13 protein-coding genes are annotated in these 19,731 nt (G+C 40.9%); all 13 read right to left on the bottom strand.

The window, feature by feature from the left end; all coding sequences use genetic code 11:
* Positions 1-75: 75 nt before the first annotated feature.
* The 13 genes from OCK74_RS09940 to OCK74_RS09880 all read right to left on the bottom strand — a co-directional run bounded on the left by OCK74_RS09940 (position 76) and on the right by OCK74_RS09880 (position 19,269).
* Positions 76-1,707 (bottom strand): sodium/sugar symporter, encoded by a 1,632-nt coding sequence (locus OCK74_RS09940; RefSeq protein ID WP_279296877.1) that lies wholly within the window; start codon positions 1,705-1,707, stop codon positions 76-78.
* Between the two features lie 64 nt (positions 1,708-1,771).
* Positions 1,772-2,836 (bottom strand): inositol 2-dehydrogenase, encoded by a 1,065-nt coding sequence (iolG, locus tag OCK74_RS09935; RefSeq protein ID WP_279296876.1) that lies wholly within the window; start codon positions 2,834-2,836, stop codon positions 1,772-1,774.
* A gap of 25 nt (positions 2,837-2,861) precedes the next feature.
* Positions 2,862-3,761 (bottom strand): TIM barrel protein, encoded by a 900-nt coding sequence (locus tag OCK74_RS09930; RefSeq protein ID WP_279296875.1) that lies wholly within the window; start codon positions 3,759-3,761, stop codon positions 2,862-2,864.
* An 11-nt stretch (positions 3,762-3,772) separates the two neighbouring features.
* Positions 3,773-5,245 (bottom strand): CoA-acylating methylmalonate-semialdehyde dehydrogenase, encoded by a 1,473-nt coding sequence (locus tag OCK74_RS09925; RefSeq protein ID WP_279296874.1) that lies wholly within the window; start codon positions 5,243-5,245, stop codon positions 3,773-3,775.
* A gap of 21 nt (positions 5,246-5,266) precedes the next feature.
* Positions 5,267-7,132, bottom strand: coding sequence for a 3D-(3,5/4)-trihydroxycyclohexane-1,2-dione acylhydrolase (decyclizing) (gene iolD / locus OCK74_RS09920; protein ID WP_279296873.1), 1,866 nt, complete (start codon positions 7,130-7,132; stop codon positions 5,267-5,269).
* A gap of 11 nt (positions 7,133-7,143) precedes the next feature.
* Positions 7,144-8,190: a 5-dehydro-2-deoxygluconokinase gene (iolC, locus tag OCK74_RS09915; protein WP_279296872.1), complete on the bottom strand. Its 1,047-nt coding sequence runs from the start codon at positions 8,188-8,190 to the stop codon at positions 7,144-7,146.
* Between the two features lie 2 nt (positions 8,191-8,192).
* Positions 8,193-9,074: a 5-deoxy-glucuronate isomerase gene (gene iolB, locus OCK74_RS09910; RefSeq protein ID WP_279296871.1), complete on the bottom strand. Its 882-nt coding sequence runs from the start codon at positions 9,072-9,074 to the stop codon at positions 8,193-8,195.
* Between the two features lie 5 nt (positions 9,075-9,079).
* Positions 9,080-10,021, bottom strand: a complete 942-nt coding sequence (locus tag OCK74_RS09905; RefSeq protein ID WP_279296870.1) for a class II fructose-bisphosphate aldolase — start codon at positions 10,019-10,021, stop codon at positions 9,080-9,082.
* A 51-nt stretch (positions 10,022-10,072) separates the two neighbouring features.
* Entirely contained in the window at positions 10,073-11,437 is a 1,365-nt protein-coding gene (locus OCK74_RS09900; RefSeq protein WP_279296869.1) for a glycoside hydrolase family 88/105 protein, read from the bottom strand.
* A 14-nt stretch (positions 11,438-11,451) separates the two neighbouring features.
* On the bottom strand, positions 11,452-12,741 hold the full coding sequence (locus OCK74_RS09895) for a DUF4861 domain-containing protein (protein WP_279296868.1): 1,290 nt from the start codon (positions 12,739-12,741) through the stop codon (positions 11,452-11,454).
* Between the two features lie 60 nt (positions 12,742-12,801).
* Positions 12,802-14,583 (bottom strand): hypothetical protein, encoded by a 1,782-nt coding sequence (locus OCK74_RS09890; protein ID WP_279296867.1) that lies wholly within the window; start codon positions 14,581-14,583, stop codon positions 12,802-12,804.
* 84 nt (positions 14,584-14,667) lie between these two features.
* Positions 14,668-16,281, bottom strand: coding sequence for a RagB/SusD family nutrient uptake outer membrane protein (locus tag OCK74_RS09885; RefSeq protein ID WP_279296866.1), 1,614 nt, complete (start codon positions 16,279-16,281; stop codon positions 14,668-14,670).
* 24 nt (positions 16,282-16,305) lie between these two features.
* On the bottom strand, positions 16,306-19,269 hold the full coding sequence (locus tag OCK74_RS09880; protein WP_279296865.1) for a SusC/RagA family TonB-linked outer membrane protein: 2,964 nt from the start codon (positions 19,267-19,269) through the stop codon (positions 16,306-16,308).
* Positions 19,270-19,731 lie beyond the last annotated feature (462 nt).

Here is a 19,731-nt window from a genome sequence, read left to right as displayed (position 1 = left end):
GGAACGCTACATCAGGTAATTTTTCTGCCTTAAGAACAAAATAATATCGCATTATATTTATTTATAACAAAATAACTACCAAAACACGGTGTATAATGCAGTAAGTATGCCGCATATTAATATGGAGGCATATATAAAGCCCGGATTTACTCTGAACCAGGTCTGATCAATTTGAATAATGCTTCTTTCCTGTTTATTTTCTGTGTGCCATAGGCTCATGATAACCATGATCACTACCAATAATACAAAAGTAATTGTCATCCTGTCTAGAAAAGGATAGTCAGGGAAAACACCATTGGTCCACGCAGGTAAAAACTTCAATATTGTTGAGATTGGAATGGTAAGCAAGGCTCCGGCCATGGCTGCATTGGCTGTAGTCTTTTTCCAATACAGTCCTAGAAGGAATATTGCCAGCACGCCTGGAGAAATAAATCCCACATATTCTTGTATAAATTGATAGGCCTGGTCTAAAGATTTTAAAGCAGGAGTTACCAGGGCTGCTACCAGCAACGCTACAATAACAGCGCCTCTGCCCACTATAACCAACTTCTTTTCCGAGGCATTTTTATCAAAATACTTATGATAGATATCCAAAGAAAAAATTGTTGAAATACTATTCGCTTTACCAGCCAATGAAGCTACAATCGCGGCTGTGAGTGCAGCAAAGGCAATGCCTTTTAACCCGGCTGGCAACAGGTTCATGAGCGTTGGGTAAGCATGGTCTGGTTTAATGATGCCTGATCCATCAAGCATTTCGTGTTGGAATAAGCCATTTTTATGCAAAACATACATGGTGATGCCAGGCAATACTGCAATGACTGGTATCAATAGCTTTAAAAAAGCTGCAAATAGTATCCCCTTTCGAGCCGTAACCAGATCGGCTCCTAAAGTGCGTTGGACAATATATTGGTTACATCCCCAATAGGCTAGGTTGTTGATCAGCATGCCTCCGATCAGAACAGACATCCCTGGCAGCTCTTTATAGTGTGGATTGGTAGAGTCAAATATCATATGAAAATGTGTCGGCGCTTCTTTTCTCAATATAGAAAGGCCCTTCATGATGTCTTTACCATATCCAAATTGTTCTGATAATAAGGAAAGAGCAAGGTAAGTCGTGATCAGCCCGCCAATTAATAAAACCAATACCTGGATTACATCTGTATACCCTATCACTTTCATGCCTCCTAATGTAACAATTAGGGAAAACAGGCTTAATCCAACGATACACCATTCAAATGAAATACCTGAAATGGAAGATATGGCCAGGGAGCCTAGATAAATGATAGAAGTAAGATTGATAAATACATAAACCAACAACCAGAACACGGCCATTACAGTACTTACCTTATCATTATAACGCTTAGATAGGAATTGAGGCATTGTAAAAATCCTGTTCTTCAAATAAAGGGGAATAATAAATACAGCTACAATGATTAATGTTGCTGCTGCCATCCATTCATAAGTGGAAATCGCAAGGCCCAATGCAAAGCCAGATCCGCTCATTCCAATAAAATGTTCGGCAGATATGTTTGAAGCAATTAGAGATGCCCCGATAGCCCACCATGTAAGAGAACCTTCAGCAAGGAAAAAGTCTTTGGAATCTGTGGTCGCCGATTTTTTCTTATGGTAGATATAATATCCATAAGCAGCGACTACAATAAAATAAATAAAGAAAACTATATAATCAGCGGCTTGCAATCTATTCATTATCGATGGTTTTAATTCAGCAATAAGCTTGAACGTTCAAAATTTATTTTCTTCTTTGTAAATATCAAATAGATGTCTGTTCATTAAGTTGCATGCTGTTTAAGCTGGTTTTGAGCTTGATAGTGATTTCAGATAACCTGACACTTCTGCCTTCTTCCATAGACTTCCTGGTTGCAATGGCGATCCTTGTGGCCTGGTAGCCATCATATCCGCCCACAGGCATTGGTGTATCATTCAGCAATGCATCAATAAACAATTCCATTTCTTTTAAATATGACTTTGTATAGCGGTCCATAAAAAAGTCAAGAGGCAGTGCCTGGTGTATACCTTTTTCGTTGAAGATAATGTTTCTGTTGTGAAGGCTATTCTCTACCTGTATCATCCCGCCACTGCCAAATATTTCCAATCGCTGATCATAGCCATATACAGCTTTTCGGCTGTTATCAATGACAGCATAAGTGCCATCTTCAAAAATCAACGTAGTTAAAGCTGTATCAATATCTCCCGCTTCACCAACTGCCTGGTCTACCAAAACCAACCCTCTTGCATATACTTCTACCACTTCTTTACCCATGATATACCTTGCCATATCGAAATCATGAATGGCCATATCCAGGAACAATCCGCCAGAGTTTTTGATATAATCGATAGGAGGTAAGCCCGGGTCCCTGCTCGTGATCTTTACAATTTGAACATTTCCTATTTTCCCTTCCATAATTGCCTTGCGTGCTTCCATGAAATCAGGATCAAAACGCCGGTTAAAACCTAGCATTAATTTGATGCCCATATCTGCAGCCATTGCAGATAATGCTGCTGTTTTCTCAAGGGAAAGATCCATAGGTTTCTCACAGAATACATGCTTGCCATTAAGGATTGCTTTTTGAATCAGGTCAGCATGAGAACTTGTGGGTGTACAAATTAATACCGCATCTACATCTGCCCGTTCTATTACTTCATTTGGATCGTTTGAAATGAAAACATCACCATATTGTTTTTTAAAAGATGTCTCGTCGATCTGGGGGTCCCCAACAGTAACTATTTTTGCATGAGGAAAATGTTGTTGAATATTATTAAAATGAATTTTACCAATACGCCCCATTCCTAAAAGCGCTAAATTGATTTGCTTCATACTAATTTTTTTAAGAATAATTAAGTTATAAACCTATTGTTTGCAGGTACATCCTGTTGTTTTCTGCACATTGCTTTGGATTACCCATGCCTGGTAACACATCCTGTTCCACCACAATCCAGCCATCATAATTTTGTTCCTCCAAAAATTTCTTGATAGCCTTAAAATCAACATTTCCTTTTCCCAGTTCGCAAAAAATTCCATGCTTTACAGATTCAAAATAATCCCAATTGTTCCTGGCTGACAAACCTTTTACTTGGTCAGAATGGTCTTTAAAGTGTACATGCCAGATTCGTTGCCAATGCTTGTTCAGGAAATCTAGTGGGTCTGCACCTCCTCCAAATTGAAAATGTCCCGTATCGAAACATAATCCTACCAGGTCTGGGTCTGTCAGCTGCAACAGGCTTTCTATTTCAGCCGGTGTTTCTATATATCCTGCCGCATGATGATGAAAGACTGTCCTCATGCCATACTTTTCCTTAACTGCCTTTGCTATTTTTTCAACTCCTGAAGCAAAGATGTTCATTTCGTCTTTGGTAAGGCCGCCCTCGCCATTGATACGGCCTGCATTTTTAGTGCGGTATGCGACAGTTCCATTATTATCGGCCAGTACAATAAATGCATCTTTATAACCAGCCTCATACATTAGACCAGCCACTTTTAAGGCTTCCATGATACCTTGATCATGTTCTTTTTCCTGCGATAATGAAACTGGTACAAAGGCGCCTAATAAACAAAGGCCTCTTTTCCCTATTTCAGTTCTTAAAGCTTTGGGCTCTGTTGGCATAAAGCCCCAGTCGCCCAACTCTGTCCCTTTATATCCCGTTTCGGCAATCTCATTGAGTACTTGTTCATATCCCAGGGCAGGACCATCCAGCTCAAACTCAAGGACGCCCCAGGAACAAGGTGCATTGGCTATTTTCATATGTTGTAAGTTTAAAATTTCCTGGACCATTCTTTTGGCCAGCGTTCAACTACGACTTTTGTTTGTGTAAAAAATTCAAATGCATGTTTCCCCTGGCCATGCAGGTCTCCAAAAAAGCTTTCTTTCCAGCCACTAAAAGGGAATTGTGCCATGGGCGCTGCAATACCTATGTTGATGCCTACATTTCCTGCCATTGCTTCATTTCTGAACTTTCTGGCACTTGAGCCACTATTCGTGAATACGCAGGCCATATTACCATAGGTGCCGGCATTAATAAAAGCAAGTGCATCTTCTACCGTTTTCATGTGAAGCAGGCTCATAACCGGTCCAAAGATTTCTGTTTTGATTAATTCACCATGTACAGGGATATCTTCAAGGATCGTGGGGGTAATAAAGTTGCCTTGTTCGTAATCTTTGATATTGGGTTTCCTTCCGTCCAATAAAACAGATCCTCCTTCATGCACGCCTTTCTCAATCAGGGTTTCAATCCGGTGTTTGCTTTCTTTACTAATGACTGGCCCCATATCGACTCCTTTATGTAACCCATAACCTACTGCTCTTGCTTTGGCTGATTCATATAAGGACTCTTTGATTTTAGAATTATTATCTACAGTGATAACCACAGAAGCTGCCAGGCAACGTTGCCCCGCACAACCATAAACGCTATCCGTAATAATCTGCGATGTCATTTCAATATCGGCATCTGGCAATACTACAACCGGGTTCTTCGCGCCTCCTTGTGCCTGCACCCTCTTTCCATTTGCAGTCCCGCGTGAATAGATATACCTGGCTACCTGCGTGCTTCCAACGAAACTGATCGTGTTGATTTTCGGATGATCCAATATGGCATCTACTGAATGCTTGCCTCCATGTACTAAATTGATAAGCCCGGGGGGGAGATCCAACTGATCAATCAACTCGAATATTTTCATCATGGTCAAAGGCACTTTTTCTGAAGGCTTTATGATCATGCTGTTGCCACATGCAATCGCATAGGGCAAAAACCAGAAAGAGATCATGGCTGGAAAATTAAAAGGCGCAATACAGGCAGTCACGCCTACAGCCTGCCTGATCATATATTCATCGATACCATTTGCGATATTTTCCAGGAATTCGCTTTGTAACTGCATAGGAGCTCCTGTGGCCACTTCTACGTTTTCAATGGATCTTTGTAGTTCCCCATTCGACTCTGCCAGCGTTTTGCCACATTCCATGGTAATAATTCTGGCTAGTTCTTCACGATTTTCTTCCAATAATTGCTTGAGCTTGAACAATGGTTGAATACGCTTCAATACAGGAACATCTTTCCATTGCAAATAGGCTTCATGTGCTGCAAGAGCCGCATCGTCTATATCCCGGGCTGTAGAAGGACCAAAAGGGACTTTTGCTAATACTTCCGCCGTAGCTGGGTTAAGTACATCTGTTGTCTCTGAACAAACACTTTCTACCCATTTCCCGTTAATGTAATTTTTTAGTGCCAGCATTATTCAATTTTGATTTAAGTTTTATAAATGATAGCGTTGCCGTTTTTTATTATTGATTAATCTTTCAAAGCTTTCCTGGACAGTTTTTATGGTAGATACTTCTGCCACTGGTACCTCCCACCAGCTATATCCATCAACCCGTTGATCCCTGTCTGTTTCAATATAAATTACTGTTGTGATGTTTGTTTGCTTAGCTTCCGCAAGTGCATGTTTAAATTCATCTATGGATTGAGTCCTTAAAACAATGGCTCCTAAACTTTCAGCATTGGCTGCAAGATCAACAGGTAGGTAATTACCATCCAAATGCCCTGTGGTATTGTTTCTGAATTTATAATGCGTTCCAAAACCATTTGATCCCAATGATCTGGATAATCCGCCGATACTTGCAAACCCGTTATTGTTAATGAGAATGATCGTTATTTTATAACCTTCTTGTATGGATGTGGCAATCTCTTGCGCCATCATTAAATAACTGCCATCTCCCACCATTACGTATACTTCACGGGATGGATCTGCCATTTTAGCCCCTAATCCACCGGCTATTTCATAACCCATGCAAGAGTATCCATATTCCATATGAAAACCTTTGCTATCCTGAGTTCTCCATAGTTTATGCAGATCCCCTGGTAAACTGCCTGCTGCACACAGTACAATATCTTTTGAAGAGGAGAAATTATTGACTGCTCCTACCACTTCGCCCTGGCTAACAGGAACGCCATGTTGTAAACTATAAATTTTATCTACAGTTTCATTCCATTCCTGGTTATGCCTGCTGATATCAGAACCATACTGGTTGTGCACGGTAAAAGAAGATAATAATTGATCTAGTTCCTGTATGGTTTCTTTTGCATCTCCGATTATAGGCAAAGCTCCCTGTTTGAATGAATCAAACTCCGAAACGTTGATATTAATAAACCTGACATCTGGATTTTGAAAAGCAGATTGTGATATGGAAGTAAAGTCACTATAACGTGTGCCTATGCCAATCACCACATCAGCATGCTGACAGGTCGAAATAGCGCCCGGCGTGCCAGTAACACCGGCTGCACCAAGATTTTGTAATTCATCAAATCGTAAAGAACCTTTTCCGGCATAGGTTTCAACAACTGGTATTCCTGTGCGGTTTACCAGCTTTTTCAATTCATTGCAGGCATCGCTGTAAATGACACCTCCTCCTGCAATGATTACTGGTCGTTTTGAAGAACTGATCAAATCCGCAGCCTTTTGAAGTGCAGACTTGTCAGGACGAACTCTTTGAATTTGCCAGACTTTCTTCTGAAACATCGTGATGGGGAAATCATAGGATTCTGCCTGGACATCCTGTGGAAGTGCTAAGGTAACAGCTCCCGTTTCAGAAGGGGAGGTGAGAATGCGCATGGCCTTTGGCAAGGCCGCAATCAACTGTTCTGGCCTGTTGATCCTGTCCCAGTATTTGCTTACCGGTTTAAAGCAGTCATTAACAGAAATATCGTTTGAATACTGGTATTCTAACTGCTGCAGTACCGGATCAACTGAACGCTTTGCAAAAATATCTCCTGGCAAAAGTAAAACGGGTATCCTGTTGATGGTTGCCGTTGCTGCGCCCGTAACCATATTAGTTGCTCCCGGGCCAATGGAAGTTGTACATGCAAAAGCGCCTAACCTGTTTTTAACCTTGGCATATGCAATGGCGGTGTGAACCATGGCCTGCTCATTTCTGCACTGGTAATATTGAAAGGAAGGATATTGCAGTAAAGCCTGGCCAATACCTCCAACATTGCCATGTCCGAATATTCCAAAGCATCCTCCGAAAAAGGGATACTCGATACCATCTCTTTCTACAAATTGATTCTGTAGATATTCAATTGTTGCTTGCGCTACTGTTAACCTTTTAGTTTTTGTTGCCATTGTATTATGTGTTAATGGACCATAAATGTTTCTTTCTCGTTAGGCATTAAGCCACCCCTGGAATCAGCAAACTGCATGATTTCTTTATAATAGGGCATATCATTGGCACATCCTGGCTTTTGTACAACCCATGCGCCACAGGCGTTTCCAAGCCTGCAGGCTTTATATAAACTCCAGCCCTGTAAATAACCGTAGATAAAGCCACTGGCAAAAGCATCGCCGGCACCAAGAACATTCAGTACTTCAACAGGAAAGCCGGGCACATCCTGCTGTTGCCCATCTTTGTAATAAATGCTGACTCCTTTGGACCCTCTTTTCACAATCAGGATTTCAGGTCCGGAGCTGATGATCTTTTGTATAGAAGCGTCTAAATTTCCTTTGATCTCTGGTGCTGAAATTTGTTGATGTTTGATACTGATTTGTTCCGCATTTTGAAGGGTTGCCGCTAATATTTCTTCCTCAGTTCCGATGGCTATCTTCACTTTTGGCAATAGAGCTCTTACCATTAATCCAAATGATCTGACATCTTTCCATTGATCTGCTCTGAAATCAATATCCAGAACAACGTCTACACCATGATCTTGCGCTATCTCTGTTGCATAAAATACTGCACTTCTGCTTGGCTCAACACTTAATGCTGTTGCTGAAATTTCAAGAATTTTGTATTGACTGATATTGGCATCAATGACATGATCAATGGTTACCTGGTTATCAGCGCAATTGTCCCTGTAATACACCAGCGGAAACTTATCCGGGGGTTCTATGCCTAAAATGACAGCACTGGTACGTGCACCATTGATACGTGGAATTGCATCCGTACCGACATTCTGTTTTTTTAAGAAGTTGATAATGAAGTCGCCGATCTTGTCATTGCCAACTCCTGTTATAATGGATGCTTTAGCGCCCAGGCGGCTTGCACCTACTGCTATATTCAGGGGAGAACCTCCAACAAAGGCATCAAATCCTTTGATGTCTACGAAATCAGCCCCAATGTTTTGAGAATACAAATCAATGGATGAACGACCGAAGGTGATCAGGTCAAATATTTTATCTTTCATGTTTATTGTTTATTCATTTCAGCAGTTACCATAGGTATTCTTGGATCTTTTCCTTTCCATGAATTGAAAATCCATTCATGTACGGGATCTGGTGTATTTGCAAGTGATTGGTCACTGCCGGCAAGAAAATTTAAGTAGTAGCAATTGTAACCATGGCCAGCCACTACAGGATGGTAACCTCTGGGAACCATCACGATATCATTATTCCTCAATTGCATCAATTCATTCAGGCTTCCATCTTCAGTGTACACCTGTTGAATGGCATAGCCTTGTTCCTGATCAATTTTATAAAAATAGAATTCTTCAAGAGCGGCTTCGATTAGTGTTCCATCCGGTGCTAGTTTTCTTTCATCATGTTTATGCGCAGGAAACGAACTCCAGTTTCCTGATGGCGTATATACTTCAACTGCTACTATATTGCTGCAACCAAATCCTGGTTCTGCCAGGCTGTTGATTTGTCTTGTGGCGTTATCGCCTCCCCGGATTTCTATGGCAACTTCTTCCGGCTTTTTGAATCTCGCAGGAAAATCATGTGCAGATGGACACCAGCCTGCAGCTATGTCCAGCCATTCACTTTCGGCAACCAGGCTAAAAGATGTATGCCTGGGCAGGTATAAAGTATGGGCGATGCCGGAGAATACGCCTTTCCTTCCATTAATAGTTTTCCAGGAACCTCTGTTGGTCGTTACAGAATAATTGCCACTCAATAGAACAAAAACATATTCGTTTGCTCCGGTATCACCACTCCATGTTTCGCCTTCTTGCATCAGGCGTGCTTCAAAGTTCAGGTGTGTCCAGTTGGCATCAGCAGCCGTAACTTTTTGATATACCCTGCTATCAGGGGATGACCGTCTTGCCAGTTTATATTCTTTAGGATGAGTCATGTGCATTAATTTAATTTGAGCGCAGAAGCCTTGCCTTTAGAGCCAAATACTTCAAAGCGTTCTATCATAAATGTTTTATAAGCTTCCATATACATTTTACCAGGCACTACAGGGTCAAACTGGTCTGGATGTTCTGCAAAAAATAGCCTGTGTACCTTTGTCCATAGCAATCGCAGATCGGTGGCAATATTCACTTTGCAAATCCCATAAGGAATGGCCTTTTTTATTTCTTCATCCGTTACCCCACTGGCATTTTTCAGCAGCGCTCCACCCAGTCGGTTGATTTCATCTATGTCATTTCTTTTCACACCTGAGCTGCCATGCAATACCAATGGAAATTCTGGCAGAGCCTGCTGGATCTTTTCCAATACAGCAAATTGCAACCCCTTGCCACCACTGAACTTATAAGCGCCATGACTGGTTCCAATAGCTACCGCTAAACTGTCGCACCCCGATCTGTCCACAAACTCTTTTGCCTGGCAGGGGTCTGTATACTTTGCATGATTTTCAGCAACAGAAAGATCATCTTCCACACCGCTTAGGACACCTAATTCTGCTTCTACAAATACATTCCGCGGATGTGCTGCTTCCACAACTGTTTTGGTTCTTTGTATGTTACTTTCAAAATCATCATGAGATGCATCGATCATTACTGAAGTGTATCCCTGGTCAATTGCATCTAGTGCATGTGTTTCATTACCATGGTCCAGGTGAATGGAAAAAACCACTTTTGGATATATTTTAGCCGCAGCCTTGATCATTGCCATGATCATTGTTGGGTGAGCATAATTTCTTGCCACCGGCGTTACTTGAACAATAATAGGAGTGGAGGAGTACTCCGCTGCAGCAAATAACCCATGTATCTGCTCCATGTTAAATACATTGACCGCAGCAATGGTGTATTTGCCATAACAATGGTTAAATAATATATGTGGCGATACTAGCATACTTTTTAGATAACAGGTTTCTTCATCGATACTGCATGTTTTTAATCACAGCTATTTAGTAAACTGAACTGCGCTGTCATTCATTTCATAATGATGAGACTTCAGTAAATTGATCATTTCTGCGCCAGCTAAGAGTACTGGCCCATAGCCGTGTGCTGCATACTTGCTAATAGGACGGTAGTAATAGAAGGCTGGGTCGAAGGCCATGCCTGTACCCACACAGGTTCCTTCTACTTGTCCTGAAGCATTCACTTTTGATGCTACAGCATTCCATGCAAGCAGGGTTATCGGACCATAGGCTGTTTTATCTAACCAGCCACGGTTAATAGCCTTTGCAAAACAATAAGTATATATTGCGGTGCAAGAGGTTTCCAGGTAAGAATCATCTTTATCCAGCAACTGGTGCCAGAAACCGGTTGATGACTGGTAGGAGGCAAGTCCTTTTGCATGTGCCTGCAACAGGTCAAGAATTTGTTGTCTGCCTGGATGGTTTGCTGGCAATACGTCAAGTAATTCAATAATGGACATAAGTGCCCATCCATTGGCACGGCCCCAATGGAATTCAGGATGTGGCTTCATATCCTGCACCCATCCATGCATAAAGATGCCTTGTTGCTTATTAAACATCCTCCCTGCAAATTGTAATACTTGCTTCACCCCATCGTCAAAGTAGCGGCTCTGCCCTGTGAACTTTCCCATTTGTGCAAGGGAAGGCACACTCATAAAGAGATCATCAAGCCAAAGTGTATTGGGTAGTGGCCTGTTTCTTGCCAATGTGCCATCTTTTAAACGGTACTCCTTATAACTTATGTAATCAATATAATTTTTAATGAGAGGTTGGAGATCAAGTTTTAAGCCTGCATTAAGCCCTTTGATCATAGCTGCGCACATAGCTCCTGCATCATCCAGGGCATGGGGCTTTACTACTGAATTCACTGGCGTTATTTCAGCAGAATCTTTTGCTAAAACTTCCTTATAATAAGGGATGATATCGCTGATTAGTTGGAAACGCTCACTTGTATAATCTATAAACTTTTGATCTCCGGTGACCTGGCCTGCCTGTAGCATACCGGCATAAGTAACACCCCATTCATAACTGATCAACCTGAAATCACCCTTTTCAAATACAGAGTTTTTCCCGGGCGATCCATAGTTAGAGACTTTATTTCCTGATTCTTTGTTAATCAGTTTAGCCGGGGTAGTTGCATTAAGATATCCATACACTCTATCCAATACTTGCTTAATGTCCTGGACCGTTGTTTTGCCATAACGGGTTGGATAATCGGGCTGCAGCATATGCAGGGGCGTGTTCCCATCTTTCAGGTTTATTTCTGTCTGCGCCTTTCCAACAAAAGGTATGGTTGAATACATTAATATCGCAGTGAGTTTAATGTATGTTGTGGTAATTGATTTCATTACTGAATGGTATATTATTGGATCTTTACTTTAACTTCTGCTGTCATTTGGTCAACCATGTTACGGACATAATTAGTGAAATAATCAGCCTTGCTGAATTGTGGATCAGTTAGTTCCCAGCAAGCCACTGCATAATAACTGATTGGTTGATGATTCCTGATTTTTAACCTGCCAAGGAAAGTATTGGAAACCCTGCCTTGCTTTGGCGCCTCTATATATCCCTGGTAGACATCTTTGGGAAGGATCAATGCCATTCCCAAATACCATGTTTTATTTATGGATTGTTTATCGTGGGTAAGCAGTGCAACCCATTGATCATTCAATATGAGTTCTGTTGGTTTCTTAGCAGTATTTGAGTTGGCCAGGCCTATCAACAATTGCTCATCCCCTTGAAGATGATCGATGCTCACTGTATTTTTAAATGCATACATTCCGGGCCATATGCTGGTAGTTTGTTCAACTGATAAATTCCTGTCCAATGGTTTCCATCCTTTGTAAGAAAAATTCATGATAGAGCGCACAGGACCATTTGATTGAATCCTGAAGATGGTAGAATCAACATTGTTAATAGAATCCTGTTCTGTTACACCAAGTCTTGCTAAACTATCCTTGATCATAAGTGATATGCCACCAATGCCAACCGAGTTGGCAACAGCAAGTATATCGGTCCCCCAGTCTTTCATCACACTATAATTATTCTCTGTATAGCCATCTTTGCCAATTCCAACACTATCAGGCGTCATATAGGAAACTGTTTTTCCAAAGACGTCAATTGAATTACGGCCATCAAGATATTGTCTGAATCCAACCTTATCATTTTCCCAGGTAGGGCCGTCCGTTTGGTAGTGTTGATAGCCAATAACACCAGGTAATTGATCTGCATAAAAAGTATCACTCATTGCAGGAGCTACATGACTCTCCTTTGTTTGGCGGACACCAAAGCGGACATGGCTTCTATTTTCATACTTGATCGGAGAACTGGTCCATGCCAAACTCAGTGTTTTCTCTTCTTTTGGAGAAAGATCAATGACAAAGAATAATTCATCCCATTTTTTATCATGATCAGTATCATCTAGCTGCGCCTGGATAGTATCACCATTACTGCTGGTAATTAAGGGAAATAATTGACTATCCTTGCTGTAGGGCAAATCCTGCCTTTTAATGATGACTGGCTTATCGGTTAGCTTGACATCTGATGTATTAGTTAGAATTATTTGGTGGTTGCCACTGTTGCTTCCGTTTTTGCATGAGAAAGAGACAACGATCGTGATGCTCAACCAAATAAATAAAACGTTTCTGATCATGATAAAAACATAGGATTTGTGTAATAATGAAGTTTGATTACTAAAAAATTATTTTGCCGCTTAACTGAATTTTAGCGTGTGATTAAATGGTGTAACCCCTGTCAGGTAAACATGCATGCCTTTAGTTCTCAGGCTTCCGAAGTGTGTGCTATATCTTTCACCTTCCAGGCCCCTGATCATTTTAATATTTCCTGTTCCTGGGCCGAAGGTGATCTTATCTCCTTCAAATTCGTAGGTGCCTTCCCCGCTTTGTAAAAAGGTGTTATCATTTTCCCCTTCAACTACACCTGTGAGTTTTCCTCCTTCGTTAAAGCAAAGCTCTATTGTTACATAAACCCCCGATGGTCCTGATACCTGGAAATTCAATTCATTTTTCCCATTATTATCCGTAAGGGTAACCTTCGTCTCCAGCGTCTTAACATTGCTGACAGGCCTGTTAGAGAAATCCATTTTATTCCAGAAACGGTCATCTATACTTGGTGACAATTTGTAGTCTCCGTCTGGCTTCCTTTTATCTTTGGGTAATGGCTGGTAATAAGGAACTTCTAATTTTTTATATAGTACATATTTATTCCCTTCCTTTTTCATGCCATCACTATAGAAATAACCCATGCTAAAAAAGCTGGACGACAACCTCATGTATTTTAATATAGCCTTGCCTTTACGATATGAAAAGAAATTAGGACTATTGGAACGTCCAGACGCGATAGTAATTGGCCAATCAGCACCACCAAATAGTGTTGTGGCCGTATCGTTATGACGAATCCTTAATAAACTGGAAGTAGTAAACAGTTTTTCATATTCGATGGGAAGTTTTGAAGGGACAGGAAGCTGTTCCTGCAACAATGGATTCTCTAAAAAGTCATAAATAAGATTATCCATTACTTCCTTTTCAAAACCTTCCATTTGTTCAATGAATCTGGTAATAGCCGCAAACATGCCATTTTTTTCCCTGATGGCTAAATATCTGTAGTGCAGGTAAAAAGCCATAATGCTTTTCGAGGACCATTGATCCTGTCTGCGCGAATCATTGATAACAAGATCACCATTGGGCTCCATATAATAATAGACCATTTCCAGGTTCTTTCTGGGAAAAGCAAACAATGCCGGCTTGTTGAGCAATCGCCCTAATGTAATGAGTGAGTTGTTTTCTACATTTCCATAGTTCTGGCTTCTTTCCGGGTAATGACCATCTTTATCCATAAAGATGCCTTCACCCATCCAGTCATCTATTCGATTTAAATATCGCTGGTTGGGATAGATGGCATTAAGCCTGGCTAATGCCCCACAGACTACCCACCTGTGATTAGGCGTATGCACGCCACCAGTTACCAATCCCTCACCGCATTTTAGTAGAAACTTCTTGATTTCACCTTTGACATTATTTAAAGCCGGGGAATCATCCTTTGTCAGAATATAAGCACCTGGAACGAGCGATTCTAATAGGAATGCTGTGTCTGGCGGTGATTCGAGGTTCCCGAAATTAAGCGTGCCGTCTGCAGATTGGTGTTCCTGTAAAACAGACGCTAACTTTTCAAGTGCAGGAATGATTGATGAACTGTGGTAATATTTTGAACCCTGGGAGGTATAAGCAGATGCAAGGAACGCAAAATCTTGTCCTAGTCCGCGTCCCGAACTTTGTTTGTCAGATTTCAATATAGTTGCAACTTTAATATCATTGGCGGCCAACAATCGGTTAAGAAGTTCAATATCTTTTTGACCGGGTTTATAGTTCGTATCTGTTGCATAAGACAAAAGAGGACCACCCAATTGATTGAACATCATTAGGCTGCCAGCTTTCAGGGAAGTTTTCAAAAATTCGCTACGGTTAATTTTGTTCATAATTATAAAATTGATTGGGACAAGATTTTATTTTTGGTATGGATGTGATACAAATTTGTTAACGTATATCATTTAGTTAAACCATTAATAACCTGGATTTTGAACCAGGTTAGGATTGACGGTAAGAGCTGAAGTCGGAATAGGGAAAATGCGGCGATTTACACTAGCGTCTGTTTTAAAGCCCCAGCTACCTTCAAACTTTCCAAACCGGATCATATCATTGCGGTGCCAGGTTTCCATTGCAAATTCACGGGATCTTTCAGAATAAAGATTTTCAAGAGTGACAGCTGTTAATGGCGCAGAAGTCGTGCGTTGTGCCCTCAAATCATTCACTAAAGAAAGTGCTGTTTGGTTCTGTGTCGGAGTACCTCCACGAAGAATGGCCTCAGCTTTCATTAATAGGATATCTGAATAGCGGAAGAGAGGCATGTCATTGTTTTGGTTCCTGGAAATGGATGTACTGTCAGGGTAGAACTTGATATTACGATATCCCATGTTCCATCCAATCTCATCATTGCCAACATCAAATGTTGCTACACTTTGCCTAAGCGTAATATTAGGTGTAAGGTTGAGTTGGAACGTATAGGTTGCTGCTCCGTCAGAACCCGTATATGTTTGGTCATATCCTTTTTTTGTTGTGGTGATCATAACAGGATTGCCGTTATGATAGTATTGTAAGCCGGTAAGCCATTGGTTATTCCTGATGTCATTTGGGTCATTGAAATGGGCATAAAATTCAGGCAATGTGCTTTCGGGGCCTTCAGTAGTATAAGGAAGACTGTATTTTGATCTCATTGATCTTGGTACATCATAGCGGGCACGATACATAAAACCATTTGTATTAGGCATCGCAGTTGCTGAAGGATCAAAGGGAATGGCAAAAATGAATTCCTTCATTTGCGGTCCATTGTTCGGATAGAACATCTTCAGGTAACTACTTCTTGGCTCCAATGCATACTTTCCGGAATTGATGATACTGTCACAGGCAATAATGCAATCATTAAAACGATCTGCACCGGTATAATAAGCTGCATTCACATACATTTTCGCCAGTAAGGCAAAGGCTGTGTACTTATTGGCCCTTCCATACATAGGCTGACCTGTAGTCGGGGTTAGGTAGGGCAATGCTGCTTTTACATCTTTCTCAATAAAGTTGAAGACTTCAGCTCTTGGCAGGTTTTTATGTTGTGTGAAGTCTCCGTAAACCGTATCAAGGGGTACGTTGCCATACAGATCCATCATCATAAAATAACCGAGGGCACGAACAACTTTTAATTCGCTAAGACTGGCAGTTTTAGTTGCTCCGGTTGGCATTGTTTGACCCAGTATGGAAAGCGCCTGGTTCGTGGTGCCAATAAGTCTTGATAACCAGGTCCAGGTTGCGCCAGTGAATCCATGATCCTTTGTCCAGTCATGGTAATGCAGCATGCGGTAATTTTGGTTATCATACCAGTTGCCGCCACGTGCAGGCATGATTGCTTCATCAGAGCTTAAAGTCTGCATGAACCAATAATCCAATCCATAGTTTCCTCTTAATGCAGCGTAGGCCGGGCCTGCTGCCTGTAAAAACTGAGCGTCAGTTTGGGGAAAGACATTTGGGGTCAGTTCTGATGTTATCGGCACATCTATTTTATGACATGATTCCAACAAACCGATAACAGACACTGAGAACAGGATATATGTTAATATTCTTTTCATATTGATCAGGTTCATTTTTATTAATTAGAATGATACATTCAGGCCTAGGAGAATTGTTCTTGTTCTGGGATAAAAATTATTGTTATCATAGCCTGGCGCGAGACCTCCCTGGCTGATTTCAGGGTCAATTCCTTTATACTTTGTGATCACAAAGAAGTTGTTAACTGTTGTATAAACCTTGAGCATTCTAATATTATCGCCAAGCTTTTTAAAACTATAAGCCAGGGTTGCATTGTCTAATCGTACATAACTTCCATCTTCAATAAAGCGGGTAGAATATTTGTAAACGTTTACATCGTTGATAGGTTCATTGGCAGCATCTTTCAGGATATTGCTGTATTGTGCGGTACTTGGCCTGAACAGGTCAGCGCGGGTCGCGTTAAATATCTTGTTTCCAAGACATCCCCTGAGAAAAACATTCAAATCAAAATTTCCATATTGGAATGTGTTGGTCCATCCAAGTAATAATTTAGGCTGAGGGCTTCCCAGGTATCCATAATCTACACCTATCCTTGGCGTTGTCGTGAGCTTTCTGCTCGGATCATAATATTGAGAAATACCATCAGCTGTCTTACCGGCATATTCCAGTGTGAAGAATTGTCCAACAGGCTTTCCTGATTTCAGGATCTGTATGGTACTTCCTGTTTGTCCTTGTCCGTTCGGTCCTGTAATACGTACAGAATCTCCTCCTGCAAATAATTGATTGGTAAGGCCGGTAATTTCATTTCTATTATGGGCCAGGTTCAGGCTTGTATTCCAATTAAACTTGCTGGTTCTTACTGGACTGGCATTCAGACTTAGTTCTATTCCTCTATTGTTCATGCTGCCGCCGTTTGCTGTGATCCTGCCGGTTGGGATCAATACCGGATTGACAGTGTAACCGTAGATCATTCCTGTAGTGTTCTTATTATATGCCTCCAGTGTACCGCTAATTTTTCCATTCAATATTGTGAAATCCAACCCTATATTGGCTGTTGCTGTTTTTTCCCATTCAAGATTCGGGTTATCAGCTTGAATAGGTCCATAGGCAGCCATTTGAGTACCGTTATTATAGAATGTTCCTAAGCTGCCGGACATGATTTGCGCTGTATAGGCATTGAATCCAGTAGAATTCCCCGTAACGCCATAGCTTGCTCTTAATTTAAGATCTGTGAAAAACTTTTGATGGTTCATGAAACCTTCCTGGATGATTCTCCAGGCTAAACCAGCTGATGGGAAATATCCCCATTGATTATTGGCCCCAAACACAGAGCTGCCATCCCTTCTTACGGAAAGCTGTAAAAGGTATTTATCACTAAGGTTGTAATTCAATCGGAGAAAGTCAGATATAAGTCGTGTTTCCTGGTAAATCCCATCCGCACCAAAGTCAACCCGGAAAGGTGCGATTGCATATGGATTGCTTAAGGAAAGATTATTGTAACCAATATTATCAGTCGGGAAATTGGTGCTTGTTGTTTGGAAACCTTCCCCAATTACATTTCCTTGCCAGGAATATCCGAGTACAGCATTGATTGAATGAATGCCATACTTTTTATTCCAGGTCAAATAGGATTCCAATATTTTATTAGTGTTTTGGTATGCGTTTCTTAAGGCAAGACCATTGGTGCCAAAGTTCCTGATGGCACTGTATTTGGAATAATAACTATTATAGTATTCTCCATGAAGGTTGGTGTAATTTTGATAAGAAGCATTGAGATCATAGGTGAGATCAAAAGGAAGTTTTACATGTGTGGTAAAGCTTCCGATCAGGCTATTGGATTTAGTATTATCCTGTGCTTGTTCAATCATAGCAACAGGGTTATATGAATTTACCGTTGCAAAGTTTTCAAAATAAGTCCCATCAGCATTTCTTACTGGTGATACAGGCAGGTACCGGATCATTTGAGTCAACACTGTATTTAACAATGGAACATTGTTGGCATTACTGTTGGAATTGGTAACCATCATTCCAAACCTTATTTTATCTTTCAGTGCTGATTGTTCTATTGATAAGCGGGCAATCAAACGCTTCAGATCACTGAATCTCATGATGCCCTCTTTTTCCGCATAGTTGATGCTTGCGCTGTAATTACCATGTTCTGTGCCGCCGCTAATGGACAAATTATGATTATGTGAAATCGCAAAAGACCTCTCAACTTCTTTCTGCCAATCTGTATTTGCTCCTTTATCATCTGCCGGGGCAAAAGCCTGGCCGTTCTTGGTTAATAGGGATCTTAATTCGTCAGCATCCATCATTTCAAGCCTGTTCGCTACCTTTTCATGCCCTACATATCCCGAGTAGCCAATTGAAAATTGTCCTCTTCTTCCTTTTTTAGTAGTGACCATGATAACCCCATTGGCTGCGCGGTTCCCATAAATGGCTGTAGCCGCTGCGTCCTTTAAAACATCAATTGAGGTAATGTCGTCTGGGGCAATCGCAGAAATATCTGCACCTGGAATTCCATCGATTACGTATAAAGGCGACTGAGAGCTGTTTAAAGTGGATGCTCCTCTTAATACAACGGCAGCAGGTGCATTGGGGTTACCACTGGCAGTAATATTGAGCCCTGCAACTTTTCCCTGCATTAACTGCCTTACGTCGGTAATGGCCCCTCGGTTAAAATCATCGGGGCGTACAGTTGAAATTGAACTCGATAGGTTTTTCCGGCTTTGGCTACCATAACCAACTACAACAACCTCCCCCAGCGTAGAGACCCCTTCTGTCAATACAACATCGATAACTTTCTTTGTGCCCAGGGCAATTTCCTGGGTTTTACTGCCTACAGAAGAAAATACGAGTAGGAGATTTTCGGTTGATGGAACTATTATACTATACTTACCTTCTTCATCCGTTACAACTGAGTTTTGGGATCCTTTTTGAGTAACTGTGACTCCCGGCATGGTGTTGCCTTTTGAAGAAGTAACACGACCAGTTATTGATCGGTTTTGAGCAAAAGCAGCTGTAAACGAAAACAACAGCAATAGAAATAGGCAGGATTTAATTTTCATATACAATCGTTGGTTGAATAAAAAAATACTTATCTAATTCGTTTTAAGTAGGAAAACCCTTTGTCGATAGTAGGATATTCATTTAAGGACACACAATTCCCTCCGCGTATCACAATAACGCCACTAATTTTAATAGCTTTCCATCAGAATGTACTGCAGTGAAAGCTATCTGTTGTTTCAGCCGATATTTAATAAGAAATTATCTAGGTGGAGTATCACATAGGCATACTAACCAGTCAATTGGAGAAAATGGTTTGAACATAAGGCCAATCGTTTAATGTGTTTTGTTGTTTATGGCTAGTAAAACGTTCAAGTAAAACGTTTTACTAGCATGAAAATAGTTGTTTTAATTTAACAAACAAATTTTTTCGAAAAAATTGATGATTTTAAATGACTGGAACGTTTTATTACATTGAATTAATACGATATGATTTACGGATGCTAACACTTTAATTCCTTGTT

It is taken from the genome of Paraflavisolibacter caeni, assembly GCF_025628885.1.
GTDB lineage: Bacteria > Bacteroidota > Bacteroidia > Chitinophagales > Chitinophagaceae > Flavisolibacter > Flavisolibacter caeni.
Note: the sequence above shows the minus strand (reverse complement) of the source record. Positions and strands in the feature narration are given on the sequence as shown.